The sequence below is a fragment of the Maledivibacter halophilus genome, assembly GCF_900167445.1.
GTDB classification, from domain to species: domain Bacteria; phylum Bacillota; class Clostridia; order Peptostreptococcales; family Caminicellaceae; genus Maledivibacter; species Maledivibacter halophilus.
On the sequence record NZ_FUZT01000007.1, the window covers coordinates 160830 to 183741 of the forward strand.

Here is a 22912-nt window from a genome sequence, read left to right on the forward strand (position 1 = left end):
CTTATTTTACTTAACTAGAAGGTGTTTTATTATCTTTATAATGAATTTCTCCTAACAAAAATCATTCTTAATCTTTTTAAGCTCAGATAAATAAAACACTGGACCATCTTTGCAAACATAGTGTTCATCTAGATTGCAACGGCCACATTTACCTATTCCGCATTTCATTTTGTATTCCAATGTAGTAATAATCTGCTTAGGATCAAAGCCTAATTTTTCTAAGGTTTGCAAAGTAAATTTAATCATAATTGGAGGGCCACATATAATAGCCATAGTCTCTTTAGGATCGGGTCTTAATTCTTCTAGATATTGGGGAACAAATCCTACAAAGCCCTTCCAATTAGGATTTTCTACGTCCACTGACAAATTCATCTCAAACTCCTTCTCTTTAGGCCAGCTTTCAAAAATATCCCTTTCAAAAATCAAGTCATCTACAGACCGGGCCCCATAGACAAGTTGAAATTTGTTTGGATATTCCTCTCTATGGTCTAGGGCATATTGAACTAATGATCTTAGGGGAGCTAAACCAATTCCCCCTCCTATAAATAGAAGATTTTTTCCCTTTAGATCTTCTACTGGAAAACCATTACCATAGGGACCGCGAATACCTACTTCAGCCCCTGCATCCAGCTGATGGAGAGCCTCTGTAAGCTTTCCTACCCTTTTTATACTAAATTCCAGATAGTCACAGCCTGGAGGAGAAGTAATGGAAAAAAGTGCCTCTCCAATTCCCAAAAGGGATATCATGGCACATTGACCGGGTATTTGATTTAAGGGTTTTTCGGGCTTTATTTGAAAGGTTTTAACATCACTGCTTTCAGTAATAATATTTATTATCTTCCCACCCATAGGTATTAAAGGATTATGCTTCATCGGATTTTCCTCCAATCTTTTTGATTACAGTGTTTATTGATATTCCCACGGGGCAGAGCTCAGCACATCGACCACAGCCTACACATGACAGCTCTCCATGTTTTTTTACAAAATAATTTAGTTTATGATAAAATCGATTTTTAATACGATCTTTTTTTGTAGGTCTAGGGTTATGGTCCCCTGCCATATTGGTAAAGTTTGAGAACATACAGGAATCCCATGTGCGATAACGAACACCCTGATCTTTTCGATTAAAATCACGAATATCATAGCAGTGGCAAGTAGGACAATAATAAGTACAGGTACCACAGCCTAAACACAGCATTCCCAGATTATCCCATAGTGGAGAATCAAAGAATTCATCCATTCTTTTTTGGATTTCTTCTGGTGAAAGTCTTTCTTCAAGTTTCTTTTCCCCATTCCCTGCAGGCACTGGAAAGATTTCTGAAGTCTTAAAATCTCCGATTTCCATCAGCTGTTCTAACAGTTTTTCACCCTTTTTACTATTAGATTTTAAATAAATTTCTTTTTTATTATCCTTATACATCAAAATGTCGGCAGAAGGTTCAGTAGGACATATGCCAAAGTCTTCACAGCTGCAGTTTTCTCCTATTTCAGTACAGATAGCTGCAATAATCACTGTTTTGTCTCTCTTTTCCCTATATAAGGTATCCACTGGATCCGCTAAAAAAACTTTATCAATTAATTCTAGACTTCTTACATCACAGGCTTTAACCCCTAAAATAATTTGTGGCATCATCTTTTCTGGTTCTTCAATTTCTAATTTATCTCCCCTTCTAGAAAATTTGATATAAGTTTCTGAGTCGGGAAATAAAAAGGATTTTATAGAACCTAGTGGGGGCTTGCTTTGAAAAGTAATCTCTTCTACAATTTCTACTTCCTTAGGATTCACTCGATCTAGAGGACGATAATGTTCTACCTCATCTTCAAGCTTAGGACAAAAAATATTGTATTTAGATTTCAGCTGACTAAGGGCAGATATCAAATTGGAAAACTCATTTGTTTTAATAATTAATCCCATTTATTTACCCTCCTTTTCAAAAAAGTTTGGCTCGTCAGCCTTAGCACTTGATAAAGGAGTTGGCAGTTGATCAATGCCAGCTTCATAGGAACCGTAAAATTCATGAAGATCTCCTTTTAATTTCTGATTTAAAAGATGTAGAGGAATATTCTCTGGACATACCCTTGAGCACTCACCACATCCAACACATCGGTCGGATACATGAAAAGCCCTTATTATATGGTAGAACTGGTGTTGTGCCAGCTCACTTTTATCTGCATCTATATAATCCGGATTTTCTCTATCAAAAATACATACCCGACATGTACAAACAGGACATGCATTCCTACAGCTATAGCAGCGTTTACAGCGATTCAGCTGCCTCTTCCAAAATTCAAATCTTTCTTTCCTTGACATTTTCTCAATTTCATCAATATCTGTAAAACATTCTTTTAGTGTCAGTTTTTTTTCTTCTATGACCTTTGGTATATTATCTCCTGTAATGAGAACATCTACCTCTTCCTTTGGTGGTGTAGAATACTTACAGCTGAGGCAAAAGGGAGATAGAATCTTCTCATATTTGACTTTTTTCTTTCTTTCTTTATTCTTTACCTCTAAAAAATCAGTATTAAATTCCAGCTGGATTTCACCAAGTTCTTGGCCGATTTCCTTTTTAAGTTGGTCTTTTTTAATCATACCAGAACACTGAACACCTATAAGATAGATTTGATCTCTTTGAATACGGCTTTCTCCAAGCATAAGCTTAATTGCCCTATGATCACAGCCCTTAACCACAAGGGCTGTCTTTTTATTTTGAAAACCATCTTGAAGCAAATATTTAGAAAGGGCCTTTTCACTGAAGGCATCAAATATTAAATTTTTAGCTTCATGGGGAGATGTGGCAATATAGGGGATAAATTCAAAGGTACCCTTACCCTTTGTGTAGCCTAGTACCATATCTACCTCTTTATTTTCCAATAATTTAATAGCTATTTCTTGCAGCTTTTCTGTCATCTTGAACATCTGAGATCCCTCACTTTATCATAAACTCCCATTTGTTTAAGCCTTTGAGTAAACTCCTCTACAGTAATTTTAAAGCGATCCCCTTCATTTCCTGATATCCATTTTACTAATAAGCGTTCAGGATCAAGGCCCATAAACTCCATAAGACTTCTTAATAATACCATTCGTTTTCTTGTATGGTAATTACCCGTATCATAATGACAATCTCCTGGATGGCAGCCTGCAATCATAACACCGTCGGCACCATTTTGAAAGGCCCTTAGTATTAAGGATACATCTACTCTACTAGAACAGGGAACCCGTATTATCCTTATATTTTCAGGATATTTCAGCCGACCGGTTCCAGCCAAATCAGCCCCAGCATAGCTGCACCAGTTACAACAAAATGCTATAATTTTAGGCTCAAAACCTTCTTGCATCATATGCTATCCACCTCCGCTAAAAGTTGTCTGCTGGTAAAGCCTCCAATATCCATTGCACCACTTCGGCATAATCCAGCGCAAGCTCCACAGCCCTGGCACAATGCCCTATTTATTGAAGCAACTGGTCTTTTAATGGTTTTGCCGCCAACCCTTTCTGTAACATATTCTTGGCTGATAGCTTCATAGGGACATACAGGTTTACACTGCATACAGCCGCTGCAAAGTTCCTTGTTTACTATGGCAGTAGTAGGAACGCTTTTTACCTTTCCCTTATTGAACATAATAATAGCTTTAGCAGCTGCACCACTGGCCTGGGTTACAGATTCGGGAATATCCTTAGGTCCCTGGCAAACTCCTGCCAAAAACACTCCCTGGGCTTGAGTCTCAAAGGGTCGAAGCTTAGCATGGGCTTCAGTAAAAAAGCCATTTACATCCGAGGAAATACCAAGCATACTTCCAATTTTCTTTGCATCCTTTTTAGGTTCAATACTGGTAGCAAGAACAACTAAATCTGCTTCAATTTCCACCTGCTCTCCTAAGGATCCATCAAAGCCTCGAACAAGTAGACGATTTTCCTCATCCCCTAATCCTTCAACCTTTGACACCTGACCTCTTAAATAGTTTGCTCCCTGCCTGCGGGCCCTTTCATAAAATTCTTCATAATTTTTTCCAGCAGCTCGAACATCAATATAAAAGATGTATTTTTCTATATTGGGAAACTTTTCGCTTAGTAGCAGTGAATGCTTTGCAGTGTAAAGACAGCAAACCTTAGAGCAATATGGATTTCCATCATGTCTATCCCTTGACCCCACACATTGTATAAAAACTATACGTTTAGGCTCTTTACCATTAGAAGGTCTAAGGATTTTACCACCGGTAGGCCCAGAAGCATTAAGCATTCTTTCTATATCTAGGCTGGTTATAACATCCGGGTGGTTTCCATAATTGTATTCTCCCAGATGATAGGGTCTATTTAAATCAAAGCCAGTGGCCACAATAATGGCTCCATATTCCCTCTCAATGATTTCATCCTCCATTTCATAATCAATGGCACCCTTAGTACAAACAGTTTTACAAAGACCACATTTTCCCGTTTGAAAATATATACAATTATCACGGTCTATTACCGGCTTATTTGGAACTGCCTGGGGAAATAGGGTATGGATTGCCTTTCTTTTGCTTTGGCCTTGATCAAACTCATTATCAACTTTTTTAGGACATTTACTGGTACAATCGCCACATCCGTTGCAAATATCCATATTTACACTGGTCGCTTTCTTTCTGATAGTCACATTGAAGTTGCCCACATATCCAGAAACCTCTTCAACTTCAGAATAGGTATGAAGTGTAATATTTTTATGGGAGGCAGCTTCCACCATCTTAGGTGTTAATATACAGGCTGAACAATCCAATGTTGGAAAGGTTTTATCAAACTGAGCCATCTTACCGCCGATGGAGGATTCCTTTTCGACTAAATCCACAGGATACCCGGCATCAGCAATATCAAGGGCAGCCTGAATTCCTGCAATTCCTCCACCTATAACCAGTGCTCGTTTTGTAATGCCAAGCTCATCAGAATGAAGTGGTATGGCATATTGTGTTTTAGCTATGGCCTTTTTAACCAGATCTATAGCCTTTATCGTTGCCTTTTCTTTATCGGTATGTACCCAGGAACATTGTTCTCTAATATTTGCTATTTCTACATAATAAGGGTTTAGCCCTTTATTTATCATAAGCTGCTGAAATGTGGATTCATGCATTCTAGGTGAACAAGAACCAATGACAACACGATCCAGATTATACTTATCAATGGCCCCTTTAATCTCTGATTGACCTACTTCTGAACACAGGTATTGTATATCATGGGAGCAGACAACATAGGGTATTTTCTTCATTTCTTCTGCCACCCGCTCTACATCTACTGTATTCTTAATATTACTTCCACACCAGCATATAAAGACTCCAATTCTCATTGTTTACCTCCCCTTTTCTAAGATGCCTCTATCGTCTGAATTTTCGCATTGAAGCAATAAGGGCCTGTCTTGGGACTCCTCTTTTATGAATTAATTGTACTTTGCTTTGGTCCTTTTCCCGCAGCATCATAACTCGAAGGCCTTCAAAAACCTTAGCCGGCTCAATATCTCTAGGACATCGGCTAGAACAGGCCATACAGGAAGCACAAATCCAAAGGCTTTCACTTTTAAGTACCTTTTCAAATAAACCCAGCTTTATAAGCTTTATCATTTGATGGGGTTTATAATCCATTTCTTCAATAAAGGGACAGCCAGAGCTGCATTTCATACATTGATAGCAGTCCTTTACATCCTTTTGTATAATATCCATAAGTTCTTCCCTTTCCCTATCACTGGCTGTTCTTTGAGGAAAACGCATAAGGCTTATCTCCTTTCTTTGTACCTAATTGGCAATCTGATTTTGAAACTCTTCTTTTTCTAATTCTTCTAGGCCTCCTAGGGCCTGAACAATTGGAACAGTAATATAGTTAATAGGCAACTTATCCCTTTCATCCCATTTTTTTTGGCAGTCCTCTAAATTATGCTTACATAGCGGACAAGCAGTAACGATTTGGGTTGCTCCAACCTTTTTCGCTGATTTTACTATTCTCTCACTAATATTCTGACTAATACCTTCCTTTTGATAAGCATGATAAGAGCCGCAGCAGTCGGTACTATAGGGGAATTTTACAGGTTCTGCTCCTAAGGCCTTTACAATTTCCTCCATTAGCTGGGGATTTTCAGGATCTAATAGTCCCATTTCTTCCTTTGGTCTAAGAAATAAACAGCCGTAATAGCAGGCAATTTTTTCTTCAGATAAGGGTGATACTGTTTTCTCCCTTAGTTTATCTAAACCAATAAAATCCCTTAAAGCTTCAATTAAATGATATACTTTTGTATCTCCTTCATATTCAAACTGTAGGTAACTTCCCACACGCTTTTTAGCTTCTTTATCATTTTTCATTCTATAGTTAACACGTTTAAGCACATGATAGCAAGCACTACACAAGGTTAAAAGCCCTTGACGATTTTCCTCCTTGGTTTTTTGCAAGGCCCTGACAGAGGATAATAAAGGTACATATTCATCCTCCGTTAGGGGATATACAGCTCCACAGCATTCCCATTGGGAGAGCTCATGGGCATATACACCAAAGAAATTTAGAATTGCCATTGATTCCCTTTCAAAGCCATCATCTTTTTGTGCTCTAACTGTGCAACCGGGATAATATCCTAGCATATTTTCAACTCCCCTTTTGCTTTTAAATTTAAGATGATTCCTATCCATTTGGGCTAAGTCTATGTTTAAAAGGAATCAAAATAGGTGAAGCAAATCTCTTTTCAATTCCCTGATTTTTTAATTCATCCACAAAATTCTTTACATGTTCAATACTTAAACTGGGCTTAAAATCCTTCATGGATAAAGCTTTATCTGCAGCCTGAAGTCCCGCCCTTCTTCCAAATACTAAAATATCAAGTAGGGAATTTCCCATAAGGCGGTTTCTTCCGTGGATACCACCGGAAGCTTCCCCTGCCACAAAAAGATTTTCAACAGAGGTTTCACCATTTTCATCAATTAATACTCCTCCATTTTGATAATGAAGAGTTGGATATACTAAAATAGGGTCCCTGCGTATATCTAAATCAAACCTTTGGAATTGTCTAAGCATAGCTGGCAGTTCCCTTTCAATAGTTCCTTCTCCATGGATAAGCTCAATCATCGGTGAATCTAACCATACACCACTCATTCCTGCAGGTGTTGTTATACCTTTTCCCCTTGCACATTCCCTTATAATAGCAGAAGCCTCTACATCACGGGTTTCAAGGGGATAAACAAATTGCTCACCATCTATATTAACAGGCTCAGCTCCTAGACCCCTAACCTTTTCTGTTATCAGACATCCTTCTACCTGCTCTGGAAAGGCAGCTCCCGTAGGATGATATTGGATAGTATCCATAAATACAAGCTTAGCACCTGCCCTATAGGCCATAACCAAACCATCGGCTGTTGCTCCATAATGATTTGAAGTGGGGAAATTTTGGGTGTGGAGTCTTCCAAGCCCACCGGTTGCCATAATTACCGTTTTTGCCTGAACTACTTTATACTCTCCTGTCTCCATATTATATAGTAATGCTCCAGCTGCCTTACCATTTTCATCTAAAATTAGTTCTACAGCCGGGCTAAATTCAATCACCTCAATATTTCTACACAAAACTTCATCTCTTATTACTCGCATAATTTCTGCTCCCGTATAATCCCTAGCAGAATGCATCCTTTTTCTTGAGGTTCCACCGCCATGATTTGTTTTCATAGTTCCATCTGTCTTTTTATCAAACATACAACCCATATCTTCCAGCCATTTAATCACAAAGGGAGCATCGGAAACTAAAGCCTTTACTAAATTTGGTATATTGGAATAATGTCCGCCCCCCATAACATCTAGATAATGTACAGCAGGTGAATCCTGGGGCTGATCTGCAGCCTGAATTCCTCCCTGGGCCATTACAGTATTAGCATCACCAAATCTAAGCTTAGTAGCCATAAGCACCTTCGCTCCTTGCTCATGGGCCAATAAAGCAGCAGAAGCTCCAGCTCCTCCACCACCAATAACAAGTACATCTACCTCGTAATCCACTTTCTTTATAGAGAAATTTTTACAATCTATTCTGGGATATGCTTCTAATACATCGCAAAGTTCATGGGGAAAGCGATCCCCTTTATTAGGTCCAAACTTAGCCTGGCGAAACTGATTTTCTATATAGTCGGGATGATGATTCTTAAGTACCTCTTCCTTTTCCTTTGGAGTCATTCTGGGATAGTAGTTCCCTAAACGAGAAGCTCTAGTCTCTTCTACTTTTTTTATCAATTCTCTCATTGCAGAAGTATAACTCATATTATTAGGCCCCCTTATTCGATTTCTCTGTTATTATATTTTTCTGCCAGTATTTCATCATTGGCATTCACTAGCTCATTTAGTGACTCTTCAAATGCGCCTTCGTCAATTTCTTTAATTCTTTCCTGTAAATGGCCAGCCTTAGGTGCTAAATATTTTCCGTAGAGACGTCTAGATAAAAGAGCAACTTTATATTGAACAATATTTGCTGGACATTTGGATGCACAAAGGCCACACATTAGACAATCAAAGGATTCGTCAGCCACTTTATCAATTTCTCCTCTGATAGCATGGGAGATATATTTCATTACATTCAAATCCTGAGGACAGACATTTGTACATGCATTACATCCAAGACATTTAGTAATCTCAGGAAAAATCTCTACTATCTGATCTCCATCGGCTGTAAGTTCTTCTAATTGGTACTCCACCTTATGGGAAGGATAAAAGGGTATTTGTGTTAAGTACATATCCTGCTCTACCTTAGTTTGACATGCTAAACCTACCTTTAGCTCGTGGTCAGTGCCGATACGATAAACTGTGGAGCAGGCTCCACAAAAACCTGCTCTACAGCCGCAACCCCTTAGTAGAGTATACCCAGCATATTCAAAGGCCTTCATAATAGTTAAGGAACTAGGTACTTTGTACTTTTTACCCATAATATATATATCTACAAATTCCTGATCCTGAATTAAGTTGTCTTCTCCCATTTTTGGTGTTTTCTCATTCATCACCTTTTTACCCCCTTTATAGTTTGCTTTTTAGCTTTCTTATATTTTACTTCCTAAGAATTTGAAACTCTTTTCATACCAGCAATTCCTGGCTCCGTCATTTTTTGAGGCTGAAGTATCATATCCAATTCTTCATCTGTTAAAATACCCTTTTCTAAAACTAATTCTCTAACGCTTCTTTTAGTCTCTAGGGCTTCTTTAGCAATTTCTGAGCTTTTCTCATAACCAATATGAGGGTTTAAAGCAGTTATTACCCCAAGACTTTTATTGACTTGATTAAAGCACTGCTTTGTATTGGCTTCAATCCCACGGATACAACGATTTGTAAATACATTTGCTCCATTGGTTAAAATTTCTATAGCCTCAAACATATTCTTAAATATAACCGGTGCCATTACATTTAACTGAAACTGTCCTGCTTCTGAAGCCATAGCAATGGCATGATCATTGCCTTGAATTTGAAAGCATACTTGATTCATCATTTCCGCCATAACTGGATTTACTTTTCCTGGCATAATAGAAGATCCAGGCTGAACTGGTGGAAGTTTAATTTCCATAAAGCCGCAAATTGGGCCAGAGGACAATAATCTTAAGTCATTGCACATCTTAGAAATATTTAAAGCACATATACGAATTGCACTGGATAAATGAACATAGCAGTCTGTGTTTTGAGTGGCATCTACTAAATGCTCTGCCAATTGAACATCCATGCCAGAAATTTTTCTCAGTTCTTCAATAGCTGCTTTAATATAGGCTGGATCTGCATTAAGACCAGTTCCCACAGCAGTAGCTCCTAAATTGACACTGCATAGACATTCCATTGATTCAGCAATTCGTTTTACATCTCTACCAACCAATCGTGCATAGGCACCAAATTCCTGTCCTAATCGAATAGGTATAGCATCCTGCAAATGAGTTCTTCCAACGGCAACGATTCCATCGAATTCTCTTTCCTTTTCCTGTAGGGCTTTATGGAGCTCTTCCAAGCTGTTTATTAGGTTTTCTTTCATCATTAGAACTGCTATTTTAAAAGCTGTAGGTACAACATCATTGGTAGATTGAGCCATGTTTACATGGGTATTAGGTGATATGATATCATAGCGGCCCTTTTCTTTTCCCAAAATTTCCAATGCTCTATTGGCTATAACTTCATTTACATTCATATTAATAGAAGTACCTGCCCCACCTTGAATGGATTCTACAATAATTTGATCGTCATACTGTCCGGATATAAATTCCTTGCAGGCCTTTTTTATAGCTTCACCAATTTCCTTTGATATACTGCCAGTACGCAAATTAGCTTCAATGCAAGCATATTTAACAAATCCCATTCCACGAATTAATTTTCTATGTATTCTTTGACCAGATAGGGGGAAATTTTCTTTAGCTCTTCTGGATTGAATGCCATAGTATGCATTTTCTTCTATTTCTAAACTACCTAAAGAGTCTGATTCTAGCCTAGTTTTGCCAACTTTAGGCATCTCGCGAAGTGATCCTCCCATTTCAACTTTTTCATCATGATTTTTTTTGTTTTCTAACATGTGAATCACCCTCCATTTTTTTTGCCCTATAATAAGGGCTTTAATAATCTATAAATAATAAATAAATTTGTTTTTCTTGATATTATTTTAACAATTTGTGATTCTAATGTACAGTCATTTAAAATAGTAATCTAATGATATTTCTTTAAAAATATAAGTGTTTTTTGATTTTAGTTTATTTTTTAAACATATTTTTTCTCATAGAAATTTCCTTATAAATCTTCCTAAATACAGTAAATTACTAATTAAAACTTTATATTTTTAGTAAAAATTTACCATGCGCCTTTAGGCTAATGAAATAGTATTTTATATCCATTTTAAATAGAATATGTTTTTCTATGGAAATATTTTGTATTTTTGAGCTTGATTTTTTCTGTATTTTGTTACAATTTTAACATTTTCAAATTTTCTATCATTTAAAAAACTTTCATAAATGAGCAATACTATAAAGCAAAAATTCCGACAATCTATGCTACACTATTTTTAATAAAAATTAAAATAAATGTATAGCATATGTCGGAATTTAATAAATATATCTTTCTTTATATATAAAAATAGGCGTGTGCTTCTGAAAATCAATAAAAAGAACGTTTAATCCAACAATCACATTAATGGAGCAAATACACGTAAGAATGAACGTCCTAAGGCTTTATACCATTTAATATTTTTAAAATCTTCCATGGTAATCTCTTTACATACCTTTAAGGTTGTAAGAAAATCATGTTTCATTTCAATAATACTGCTGGAATTATACATCCAGACTCCACATTCAAAATGAAGGTACAGACTTCTATAGTCCATATTTATTGTACCGACAACACCATACTCATCATCTGATACATAGGTTTTTGAATGGATAAATCCTGGAGTATATTCATAAATTTTTACTCCACTCTCAATAAGAATTTTATAGTAGGATCTTGTAACGGCATGGACATACCATTTATCAGCACAATAAGGAGTAATTATGCGAATATCAACCCCTCCTTTAGCCGCTGATGACAATGCTGTTACCATTTCATTATTAATAATCAAATAGGGAGTTGTAATATAAACGTATTTCTCCGCCTTGTTAATCAAATTAAGATAAACTGTTTCTCCAACGGCTTCATCATCCAATGGGCTGTCGGCAAAGGGCTGAACATATCCATCTATATCCTTTAAGCTATCCAATAATGCAGTATCACACTTAAATTGTTTAAAATCCTCCTCGATTCCCCTAAGATAATCCCACATAGATAAAAACATTACAGTCATACTCCATACTGCTTCTCCCTTAATCATAATAGCAGAATCCTTCCAATATCCATACTTTTCAAATCTATTTATATATTCATCTGCTAAATTAATTCCTCCCGTAAAACCTGTATGTCCATCAATTATTGCAATTTTACGATGATCTCTATTATTAAGTATTGGATATAACAAAGGGATTAGTGGATTGAAAACACAGCATTTAATCCCCATTTTTTCAAGCTTCTTATCATATCTATATGGCAAGGTGAACAAACAACCTGCATCATCATATATAACACGAACATCTACACCCTCTGATACCTTTTCTAATAATATATTAAGTATGCTATTCCACATTTCTCCTTCATTAATAATAAAGTACTCTAAAAAGATATAATGCTCTGCTTTTTTTAACTCTTCCTTTAATCTTTCAAACTTCATTTCTCCAATTGAAAGATATTCAGCTAAAGTATTGCAATAGGGTGGAAAATATGCATAGTTTTGTATATATCTTGACTGATTAGCTGTAGTTTTATCTTTAGATTCCATCTCTTTTATAATAAACTCTTGAGGTGGTAAAGCCTCCTTTGTTCTATCCTCTATGCATTTCATTTTATATTTTGTTCGTTTATCCAACTTATTTCCACCAAAGAAAATATAAAATAGTCCTCCAAAAATAGGAAATAACATTATAGGTATAATCCATGCAATCTTATATGCCGGATTCATATCATTGTTTATAATACCTAATACTGCAATAATACTGATGAGTATATTTCCTCCATAGAAAAAGATAAAATAATCGCTGAATTTTAAAATTACACCTATCAAAACCAACAGTTGGATTATTAATGCAATAGCCAAAAAAACAATTCTATGAAATAAAAACTTTTTAATAAATTTCATCTATTATCATCTCTCAAAAATTATTTTACTTCCTAATACCATTAATATAAATCTAATTTTTTATGGTGCTTGTATAAAACAGGAATTTCCCACTATAGCAAAACTTTAGCCCATATATGTCTAAAATCCCCAAAAGGGTTGAGTATTTGTACATGTATAAACTAACTTTTACTATACAAACCCTATATATATATTGAAAAATATATTTTGATGCTTCCTTCAAAGTTTAATAATATTTTTAGGCATAAGCTTTAATAGTAAACAAATAAATACAAATTGTAAAATAATATATCCTTAATAATAGTAAAAATAAAAATGCTGATATTTTTAAAAAATCCTATGCCAGCATATAGATATTTTAAATAGTTCATCTTCATTTTATACTATATTTTATATAAATACTTTTATATGTCAATACTTTTTTAAGACTTTAAATACATCTTAAAAAATAATCCTTTATATTTATAATGATTGATTTGAATTTCTGCTCTATATATCTCTGATGTTGTTTTATAAATACAATAGTCATTATCAATAAAATAAAACATAAAATTATGATTGAAAAAAGTAATAAAGACTGCCAATACTGAACAACTCTTGCTGCATTTTCCCAATAGGGATAGGCAATACCTTTTTTATGCATTACCATAGTATATGGCTTAACCACTAAATCCAATATATTTTTAACGCTAAACCGCTTGCTATTATTTATCACTTCTTTTTGAGAATGTTGAAATCCGGTGTCTACAAGTGTATATCCAAATCCCGAGATAAACTCAGGTATTATAATCTCATAGCTATTTATTCCTAAATTGCTTATCTCTGAAAACCTATTATACGACATATAAATCCGTCCATTATCTTGATCTGCTATATTATTAAATGGATCTAATTCACTTCGAATCACCCCTGAAATTATATATATTTTGTCATCGATTTCTACTTCCATTCCTTCAATATCGACGGAGCCATATAATCTCCATGCTACTTGCTCATCTAAAATAACCTGGTTTTGAGATAAGTCATCTTCAGAGATATACTGTCCACTCCTAAGATATAGTGGATGAAAAAAGAAATATTCTCCACCTACCCCAAAGACAGTTGTATTCATTGTACCATGTGTAGTTTTTACAGTAATTTCACTTTGTACAGAATAAGCATCTATCCATGAGACCTCATCCAGTGAACTTTCCGATAATTTTTGATTAACAACTCTACGGAAATTATTAATATCCTGTAGAGTTGCACGATAATCTGAAGAAAAAAAACAGGAGACTTGGGAAAACTTTTGTTGGTTTTCCCCCTGCCACCTCTGTGCCCCCTGCTGTGAAATGGGTAAAGTGGAAAGGTGATTATATCCCATAGTAAGGAAGAAACACAAAATTGTTATCATCACATAAATCACCAGAAAAAGGGTGCATTTTTTGTTTAGTTTATATCTCATATTCACTTACCTGCCTCCGATAATTTATTTATTCATCATACGAACCTGAATTCCAGACTCTATAAGCTCTGTCGATGTGGTAATAACATAATCACCCCTCATCAATGCTCCTGATACAGCAACATTCTGATCATTTTCATCTAAAATTTTGACATTCACTCGTTTTGCAATATATCTACTACCAAAGGGGGTCTTTTTCGACCTTACTGTAAATACAAAATCCCCTCGACTATCTGAATGTAAAGCACTCCTTGGTATAACAAAATCATAATCAGCACTTGGCTGCTCAATAGACAATGAAAAGACATCTCCAGACTCTATTTCACCTTCAAGTAAAAATGTAAGCACCTTATTTTCATCAGGATTTGAAGGATCATTTTTTATTTGCTTTAAAGTTGCAGTAATATTACTATCCTCTACATTGGCTATATCTCCTATAGATAACATTTTACTTTGCTCCTTGGTAACTGAAAAGGAAAGGGAATAGCCTTGATCTATAGTCTCAATAACAGCCATAGCTGCATTAGGCGAAGTCATTCTTCCTGCAGCAATATTTATAGATTTAATAATACCATCCTTATCTGCCACTACTTTTCCATTAGTGACATCTGTTCTCAATTCGTTTACCAATTCCCGCTGCTTTTCAATATCTTCCTTTAGTTTTTTTGAATCCAGTTCTGCAATAGAAGCGGCCCTTTTATCACTTTTTTTATTGTTTTCAACAGACAATAACAAATCCTCTAATTCGTTCTGCAGCCGGAAAGCCTCCTCATCGGCAGCCTTCCATTTATCATATTTTTCTGATAAGCTATTATGATTTTCTCTTAATAGCTCTAATGACTCTTCTACCTCTGATAAATCATCTTTAGTATCTTTCAATTTTTCTTTTACTCTATTATAGTCTCTATTTTTATCTCGCATATCTTTATAGTCTTCTTCTAATCGCTCAAGTTCAAGCTCCCATTGATCTGTATCTATAGCAGGACCTTCTACATATGGTTCATGGTCTTTAATTTCGTCTTCTTTATCTTCTATTCTTCTAACTAATGATGTCAGCTCTGAATAGCCCAAAAGCTTAGTTTTCAGTTCATTAACTTTATTTTCTAAGGATTGAATATTTTCCTTCAAGGTCTTTATTACATCTTCACTAGCATTATTTTTCTCGGCATCTGAAAGTTCCTTTTTCTTTTTATCCAATGCCACTTTACTATTATCCAAATCATTATTTACACTATCATAATCAGGATATTTAGCAACTAAAATCTCATAATCCTCTTTAAGTCTTTGAAGATTTAATTTTAAACTGCTAAGACTTACTGGATTCCTTTCTCTAGATGGTCTGGCATTATCAATCTGATTTTCCTTATCTTCAATTTGCCGCTTAAGAGACTTCAGCATTTCGTCAGTAGCTCCTGAATAATCACTGAGCTCAGTTTGAAGTTCATTTACTTCATCTGTCAAATCCTCAAGCTCTTCTTCTTTCATATTTATTAAATGCTCCATATTATCTACCTGGTACTTGGATACATTGTTTGCATCACGCTTTATCATTGCCTCTTCAAGTTCCTGTTTTGTTCTTTCAATATTCCTATCTTCTTGAGTATAGTCTGGAGAAGGCCAATTGATTAACATCTTCTGATGCTGTATTTTTAAATCATCTAATTTATCCAAAGCCATTTCTAATTCTTCGCTTTCTTCATCATCAAGTAAGAACAAAACATCTCCCTCATTTACTGTATCACCGGCCTGTACTAAAACCTCCTGAACCTTTCGAGATTGACTAATCATCACTTCATAATTACCAATTGCCTCAGCAATACCAGAGCCCCTTATTACAGTTCCTATTTCTCCTTCTTTAACACTGTAAACCGAGACCTGTGGCAGTGACATATTCATTATGGTATTGGAGAAAAAGGTTAGTATCAACATTATAACAAAGAAGATAAATGCTGCTTTCTTTGGCCAAATTCTTTTTATATTTTTTTCTTCATTCATAATTTTTGCTCCTTTATATCTATCCTTTTACGGAACCAGAATGTGTAATGCCTTCTACCAAATATTTCTCTCCGTGAAGGAAAAGCAACAAAGGAGGAATCATATATATGGTAGCTACTGCAAATGCCAATCCTATTTCTTCGGTATTAATATTTGACAAATACACTGATAAGGGATGCTTTCCAACATCGGACAACAAGATAATTGGCTGCTCCACCATATTCCAATTATCTATAAATGCTAAAATAGCAACAGAATAAATAGCGCTATAGCACTGGGGTATACAAATTCTAGTAAAAATCTTCCATTCTGTGGCTCCATCAATCTTAGCCGACTCAATTAATGCCTCAGGAATTCGTCTCATAAATTTTGTCAAAAGGAATACTGAAAAAGGCGCAAATATTCCAGGTAAAATAATCGACCATCTACTATCTAGAAGTCCTGTCCAATCAGCCACTAGATAATTGGGTACCAGCATAACCTGATATGGCATCAACATCAATATAATATATATAAAAAACAGAATCTGATATACTCTACCACGACAGCGATAAAAAGTATATGCTGCAAAGGTTGCCATCGCCACTTGTCCAACTACTATGGGGATTACAAGAAAAGCAGAATTCCAAAATTTAAATAGATAATCTGGACTTTGCAGCAATACAGAAAAATACTGTGTAAAGGAAACCATATCTGGAATAAGCTTTAAATTGACTTTTTCAAATATATATACATTATCAGAAGTAACTTCTGAAAATACTTTTCCATAATTTGCCGACAATTCCCATTGCGACATAAAAGAATTAGTTATTGTCAGAAGGGTGGGCAAAATAAACAGTACTGCAAATAGAAATGCAATTAGAAACAATATCCCACGAGAAAAATAATGTCTCTTTTTCACCCTTCCACATCCTTTCCAAAATAATTCTCAATAATAAACAAAATACCTATAATAACAATCATCACTATTCCCATTAGAATTGCAGCTGTAGCCAATTTTTGATAATCCAATGCCTTAAATGTATTGTTCATAAAATGCTGCAGCATATATAAGCTATCATATGGATAATCACCTGTAAGCAGATGTATCTCTCTAAATACCTTAAAGGAATTTATCAAAGACAATAATGCAACAAAAAGTATTGTGGGAGAAATGAAACGCAATTTAATTTGAACAAACTTAAACCATGGACTTGCATTTTCAATCTCTGCAACCTCTAATAAGGTCTTTGGAATACTATTTAGCCCAGCCATGAACAATATCATATTGTAGCCAAGATTTTTCCATAAAAATAATATTATAATTACAAGTTGAGAATAATCAGATTTTAGCCAATTAATTGGTTCTAAGCCAAACACTGCAATAAAGCTATTTATAGGACCATTAAAATTAAAAACCACCTTCCAAACAAGGACTACTGAAGCAACAGGCACCATCATAGGACTAAGAAAAAAGGTTCGAAACTGACTTTTATAAGGAATTTTAGATTCTAATAGAAGGGCTAGAGCCAATGACAAAATAACTGCCAATGGAACAGCTAATAAAGAAAATATGGCTGTATTTTTTGCGGCAAGAATAAATGCCGAATTATCAAGTAGTGCACTGAAATTATCTAAAAATACAAATTTCTGTTCCATGGGATTATTAATTAGTGAATAATATATAATCACAATAAATGGAATCAAAAAGAATAGGAGAACTCCTAGGAGACTGGGGAGTAAAAATATAGATTCAATTTTTTTATTTTTCAATTTATTCCTCCTTTTGCTGTACCTATTCTTTCTTATAAGATACAGCAATATAATTTATATAATTCTAGGTTAATATCTGCATTTTCATATAGTTCAAACACCATAATATTAACTCAAAACTTCCCCAGTCAAAATTATACTAGAAGCAATTTAACAAATAGTTACTGCGCTTACATATAATAAATATTATTCTTCTTTATATTATATTTACAGCTGCTTTTAACTCTATCTATTTTCAGAAACATAGATTTTCGCCCTACTTTGGATTGCCTTTGCCACTTCTTCAGCAGAACGTTCACCTTCGAAAAAGGCCTTTGTTTCTTCTGAAATAATTCCCATCAATGTACCATCATAAAAAGAAGTTTTAGTAACAGAATTTATAATTTTGTTATATTCTTCTTTTTGTTCTTCTATTACCTCTGCCTTATCTAGCATTTTATTGTATGAAGACAAAAGCACAGGCGTTTCAAATTCAGCTAGAGCATCCTGATAATCTTCTTCTAATAATGATCTCAAGAACTGCCATGCCCCCTCTTTATTTTCAGAATCTGCAAATATCCCAAAGGAAAATTGAAAATCTGCAACACTTCCACTTCCCTCTTCTGTAGGAAATCCTATTATCTTTAAGTCCCCATTTAATTCATTGTCTGCTTTAACAAAATGTTTAGCATTGGTCATATACATTGTTGCCAATAGTCCTTTATTATCTAAAAGCTCTTTATTGGGATCCTTATATTCTCCAGGTCCAGCTTTCGAGAACTTCTTCACTAATTCAAGCAGTTTTATAAATTCAGGTGAATCAAAACTACATTCTCCTCTTTCAGCATCTACAAACTGATCCATTGTATACATAGTCAAGGAATGTAGTATTTGCGAAGAAGGCATATTTACAAATGGCTGCCCTATATCTTCATTTGAATCTAAGAACTTTTGTAATTCTTCAAGATTCCATGAAGTTTTATCTCCTATCTTAGACTCTTTTCCATACAATGTAGTAATACTAAAGTGAGGAGATAATCTGTACAATCCATTCTCTGTTGATAAGGCGTTGAAGGCCCCTAAAACAAGATCATCTTTACTAATAGTTTCATCATTTTCTAAGAACTTATTAAGGTCTTCCAAAAGCCCTTTATTTGTATAAGTCTCCAATGGTGTTTTCCCTAATTCAATTATATCTGGAGTGTTTCCTGCAATAATATCTGTATTTAACTTTGTTTCCCCTGCTGAATAATCATCGGGATTATTGTACTTAGAATAGTCTAAAACTTCAATCCTGTAATCGGGATTTGTACGATTAAAGTCTACTATTTTTTCCTCAATATGGGGCATTAAAATAAATGATGCTAAAGTCAATGTAGTCTTCTCTGCTTTCTTTTCACCCTTTACAATATTTACAATCTCTGCATTTTTACCTTTTTTTGCCAAGCAAATAAATTTATCTTGTTCTAAACTAGCAAAAAGTCTAACATAATTACCTACTACATCCACATCAGAAAAAGAAAATAGCTCTTCAAATTTATTAGTCTTACTATTATATCCCCTTACCATATCTGAAGAAATGGCAAAGAAGCTGTAAGTATCATTTCCCTTTACTATACTTCTAAAATCCTCTTCACTAACTATCTTTTCTTTTCCATAATCCTTATTATTGACGTCTATACTTTTAAACTCATATCCACCATCACCAAAGGTTGATAGCCATACATTGCCCTGTGAATCAGCTGAAATTCTTGGCCTTTCAGCAGGAAGCTCAAATAATTTTTCTCCCAGTGGACTCAAAACTATAACTTTATCCCTTTCTGTCAAATAAATATTATTTTCTCCATCTGAACTCATATACCTTATATCATTTTCGAATTCTGTGCGGAATTCTTCTGTACCATCCTTGTTAAGTTTAACAAGAGTAAATATATTTGTTTCATTATTTATTCCACCTACAGCTATTGATCCATCCGATGCAATATCAAAAATATTGTATGCTGCAGAACCATCTTTAGAAAGATTGATCTTCTTAAAATCTGTCCCATCAATGGCCATAGAACCAACAAAATTTTCTTCACCTGATAAGAACCATATTCTATCATTACTTAATTGAAAATCATAAGCATTTTCTGGTACATTATCTACCTGTTGAAAACTGCTTTGATAAATTTGTTCTCCATCTGTAGAAACTTTCTCTCCATCTTTTCCACACCCAACAAGGGAAAAAATCATTGCACAAATCAATAAAACAGATAAGTATCTCTTCATATTATTCTCTCCTTTACGTTATCACTGCTTGTTTCATTATAAATTACTTTGCAACTTTTTTAGCAGGGGGTTTATCAAGCACCTTTATATCCTTCATATTGTCATTTTCTGATAGGGGTATTATTTTAATGCCCTCTAATAATTCTTTTTTAGCATCATCATCTAAATCATCAAATGTATCGGCATCAATTACAATCCTATATACACCACCACTACCATCATCTATGAAATACATATACAGAAATTTTACAAGTTCATATGTATCTTTATCATTCATATAATCCTCATATTCTCTATAATAGTCAATGAGTTTTAAAGACTCCACTTTTAAGTCACTCTCTACCTGCTCAAGCTCATCATCATATTTTCTAGCTTCTTGTAATTTCTCTTTTACAATCTCCTCTGCACTAAGATCATCCCAATGTACCACTGTCAAAAAATCATGTTGTTTCTCTTTGTCCCATAAGATAATATCATCCCAATCTTTGACTTTTATCAATTCAAATCTTTCTTTATCATAGTCAAAATACACACTGCCTATATTAGATGCCTCTTGTTTTTCTCCCAACTCATTTGTATCTTCTGATTTTGACAATTCCTTAGCATCAGTTGCATTTTTCTCCATTGAATTTACTTTTTCAGAACATGCAACAATACTAAACATCAATGTACTAATTAATACTAATATAATTATTTTTTTCATTAAATCCCTCCAAAATAGAATTAAACTTTCTGAGCAAAAGACCACCCTATTTACTATACAAAATAGTTGTATTGTTTTTATATTATACTTGTAAAAAAGTTGTAAATTCTGTAAAAAAACACTTCTACCCCGCTAATTCACAATAATAAATTAGCAGGGTAGAAGTATCCTTTCTATAATAATCTTATTTTCAATAGATTTTAATTCGTTATATCATCCTATACTTCTAAATTAACTAAATATTCTAGTTCCCATATCATTGATTCTAATCACAAACCTAGCATATCAAATACTCAAAAAAACTCCCCTAACAAATGGAAGTATTTTGAGTATTTGATATACTAGAATTTTTTAATATATTCGATGGATTATAATGACTTACTGATTTGTTTTTGTCCAAACATTGTTCCAATAGCCATTACGATTGCAAAAATAATTAAATAAGCAACAACAGCCATCCTATGTGAAAAACAAGCAGCAACTATCATGAAAACACATCCAGCTAGAGCAGCAACTGGCATAATATATCTATTAAAAAAGTTGAAATCCTTTTCTTTCTTTATTATATTAATAAAAATAGGAATATATAAGGCATAGATTGTAACTATTGGTAATTCAGAAGAATCAAAACAAAAAAATCCAAACCAGGGCTCCGTTAAATTAGCTCCATAAAAAAATAATAACCAAATCCCACAAAGCAATAAACCAAAAATAGAAGAATTTGTAGGCATATTTGTAATACTATCTATTTGCTTAAATATATTTGCTTTAGGACCAAAACCTCTTTCAGCTACTGAATAAAGACCACGGGTACATCCAAGCATTAATCCATTTAGGGTTCCTAAGCAAGAAATAATAACAAATACAAAAATTAACGAACCACCTATATCTGAAAATATAGTTTGAAATGCCAGTTTAGCACCGGCTTCACCACCAGTCATCATAACTTCATTAGTTACAGCTCCAGCTAAACCAACATAATAAAGAATATATACAAGCATAATAATAAAGGTTCCTGCAACAAGTGCCAAGGGAAGATTTTTCTTAGCATTCTTTAATTCCGCATTGATGCTTGTAGCAATAATCCATCCTTCATATGCAAAGGCTGTTGCAACTACAGCTGTAAATAATGCATTAGAAGTATTAACTTCTTTTACTATTGTTGTAAAATTATATACTGTCATACCATTACTAATGCCTACGATTGTACCAACTATAGCCATCAAAAATAATGGAATGAGCTTTATAACAGTTGTAGAAACCTGAAATTTCCCCGCCAAAATCGGTGATAGTGCATTAAGTGCATAGCTGCTTATCAAAAATAAACATGCTATAGTCATACATTCTCCACCGGTTATTGAAAATCCAAATAATACACTAGTATATCTAGCTGAAACCCATGCTAAAACTGATGTTAATGTTGGATAATAAATAAGTGCCATAAACCAGCCTACATAGTATCCATATTTTTCACCCATACTGGCTTCTGCATAATCTACTACACCATTTACATGCTCATATTTGGTTGCCATTACAGCAAAAGTATATGCACAAGAAATCATAATAATTCCGCCTATAATCCATGCTAAAATACCTAGAGTAAGATTACCTCCAGTTGCATTTAAAACCTTTTCAGCTTTAAAAAAAACTCCACTACCTATAACAATACCAACTACCATTGCTATGGCTGTAATTAGGCCATATTTCTTTTCTAATTTTGTCTCCATAATAACCATCTCCATTCATGCAATTATAATTTATCTTTTTTTAAGACTAGCTCCTATTTTAATATATTCAGTATATTTAGACAAGTATATTTTTTATAAGTATAAAAAAAATTTAGTAAATATTAATTTTTATTTTTATATATTAAAATTTATTTGATCTAATAATATACTATTTTGAAGATGGATTTGATTTAAAATATGTATATAAATCAGAGATAATTTGCATAATAATTTTCAGTATAATTATTCAAGAAAATCCCCTCTATTTATTTTTCACAAGGCAATTCAAGTGTATCCTGTAATTTTATCTAAAGGACATCTAAATTGATTATATAAATATTTCCATTAAAATAGGACAGCCCAACAGGACTGCCCCTATCAATAT

The 22912-nt window shown here is 34.1% G+C and carries 18 protein-coding genes; all 18 read right to left on the reverse strand.

The annotated features are described in order from the left end of the window. Window positions 1–51: 51 nt before the first annotated feature. Window positions 52–873, reverse strand: coding sequence for an FAD/NAD(P)-binding protein (locus tag B5X81_RS14610; protein ID WP_079492712.1), 822 nt, complete (start codon window positions 871–873; stop codon window positions 52–54). Beyond that, complete coding sequence (locus tag B5X81_RS14615; RefSeq protein WP_079492713.1) at window positions 863–1915, reverse strand: 4Fe-4S dicluster domain-containing protein; 1053 nt, start codon at window positions 1913–1915, stop codon at window positions 863–865. The genes B5X81_RS14610 and B5X81_RS14615 overlap by 11 nt, the downstream gene beginning before the upstream one ends. Then, window positions 1916–2917 carry a 4Fe-4S binding protein gene (locus B5X81_RS14620; RefSeq protein WP_079492715.1) on the reverse strand — a complete coding sequence of 334 codons (1002 nt, stop codon included), beginning with the start codon at window positions 2915–2917 and terminating at the stop codon, window positions 1916–1918. It lies immediately after the preceding gene. Continuing rightward, window positions 2905–3339 carry a hydrogenase iron-sulfur subunit gene (locus B5X81_RS14625; RefSeq protein WP_330397389.1) on the reverse strand — a complete coding sequence of 145 codons (435 nt, stop codon included), beginning with the start codon at window positions 3337–3339 and terminating at the stop codon, window positions 2905–2907. The genes B5X81_RS14620 and B5X81_RS14625 overlap by 13 nt, the downstream gene beginning before the upstream one ends. Further along, complete coding sequence (locus B5X81_RS14630; RefSeq protein ID WP_079492716.1) at window positions 3336–5312, reverse strand: CoB--CoM heterodisulfide reductase iron-sulfur subunit A family protein; 1977 nt, start codon at window positions 5310–5312, stop codon at window positions 3336–3338. Before B5X81_RS14630 ends, B5X81_RS14625 begins: the two co-directional genes overlap by 4 nt. A 28-nt stretch (window positions 5313–5340) precedes the next feature. Continuing rightward, complete coding sequence (locus B5X81_RS14635; RefSeq protein ID WP_079492718.1) at window positions 5341–5730, reverse strand: 4Fe-4S dicluster domain-containing protein; 390 nt, start codon at window positions 5728–5730, stop codon at window positions 5341–5343. A 24-nt stretch (window positions 5731–5754) separates the two neighbouring features. Then, on the reverse strand, window positions 5755–6636 hold the full coding sequence (locus tag B5X81_RS14640) for a CoB--CoM heterodisulfide reductase iron-sulfur subunit B family protein (RefSeq protein WP_079492719.1): 882 nt from the start codon (window positions 6634–6636) through the stop codon (window positions 5755–5757). Continuing rightward, on the reverse strand, window positions 6629–8242 hold the full coding sequence (locus tag B5X81_RS14645; RefSeq protein ID WP_079492721.1) for an FAD-binding protein: 1614 nt from the start codon (window positions 8240–8242) through the stop codon (window positions 6629–6631). The genes B5X81_RS14640 and B5X81_RS14645 overlap by 8 nt, the downstream gene beginning before the upstream one ends. A gap of 14 nt (window positions 8243–8256) precedes the next feature. Then, the gene (locus tag B5X81_RS14650) at window positions 8257–8973 is read right to left on the reverse strand and encodes a 4Fe-4S dicluster domain-containing protein (protein WP_244282119.1); all 717 of its coding nucleotides are present in this window, start codon (window positions 8971–8973) and stop codon (window positions 8257–8259) included. A 53-nt stretch (window positions 8974–9026) separates the two neighbouring features. Continuing rightward, a complete protein-coding gene (locus tag B5X81_RS14655) occupies window positions 9027–10514 on the reverse strand; it encodes an aspartate ammonia-lyase (RefSeq protein ID WP_330397390.1) in 1488 nt (495 codons plus the stop codon). Window positions 10515–11117: 603 nt separating this feature from the next. Beyond that, a complete protein-coding gene (gene cls, locus B5X81_RS14660; RefSeq protein WP_079492722.1) occupies window positions 11118–12656 on the reverse strand; it encodes a cardiolipin synthase in 1539 nt (512 codons plus the stop codon). Window positions 12657–13086: 430 nt separating this feature from the next. After that, a complete protein-coding gene (locus B5X81_RS14665; RefSeq protein WP_208985069.1) occupies window positions 13087–14019 on the reverse strand; it encodes an ABC transporter permease in 933 nt (310 codons plus the stop codon). A gap of 105 nt (window positions 14020–14124) precedes the next feature. Further along, on the reverse strand, window positions 14125–16095 hold the full coding sequence (locus B5X81_RS14670) for a biotin/lipoyl-binding protein (protein WP_079492725.1): 1971 nt from the start codon (window positions 16093–16095) through the stop codon (window positions 14125–14127). A gap of 19 nt (window positions 16096–16114) precedes the next feature. Further along, window positions 16115–16996, reverse strand: a complete 882-nt coding sequence (locus B5X81_RS14675) for a carbohydrate ABC transporter permease (protein ID WP_244282109.1) — start codon at window positions 16994–16996, stop codon at window positions 16115–16117. Further along, on the reverse strand, window positions 16993–17766 hold the full coding sequence (locus B5X81_RS14680) for a carbohydrate ABC transporter permease (protein WP_330397391.1): 774 nt from the start codon (window positions 17764–17766) through the stop codon (window positions 16993–16995). The genes B5X81_RS14675 and B5X81_RS14680 overlap by 4 nt, the downstream gene beginning before the upstream one ends. Before the next feature lie 306 nt (window positions 17767–18072). Next, window positions 18073–20097 (reverse strand): extracellular solute-binding protein, encoded by a 2025-nt coding sequence (locus B5X81_RS14685; protein WP_079492727.1) that lies wholly within the window; start codon window positions 20095–20097, stop codon window positions 18073–18075. A gap of 43 nt (window positions 20098–20140) precedes the next feature. Further along, complete coding sequence (locus B5X81_RS14690; RefSeq protein WP_079492728.1) at window positions 20141–20800, reverse strand: hypothetical protein; 660 nt, start codon at window positions 20798–20800, stop codon at window positions 20141–20143. Between the two features lie 368 nt (window positions 20801–21168). Continuing rightward, window positions 21169–22527, reverse strand: a complete 1359-nt coding sequence (locus B5X81_RS14695; RefSeq protein ID WP_079492729.1) for an APC family permease — start codon at window positions 22525–22527, stop codon at window positions 21169–21171. Window positions 22528–22912 lie beyond the last annotated feature (385 nt).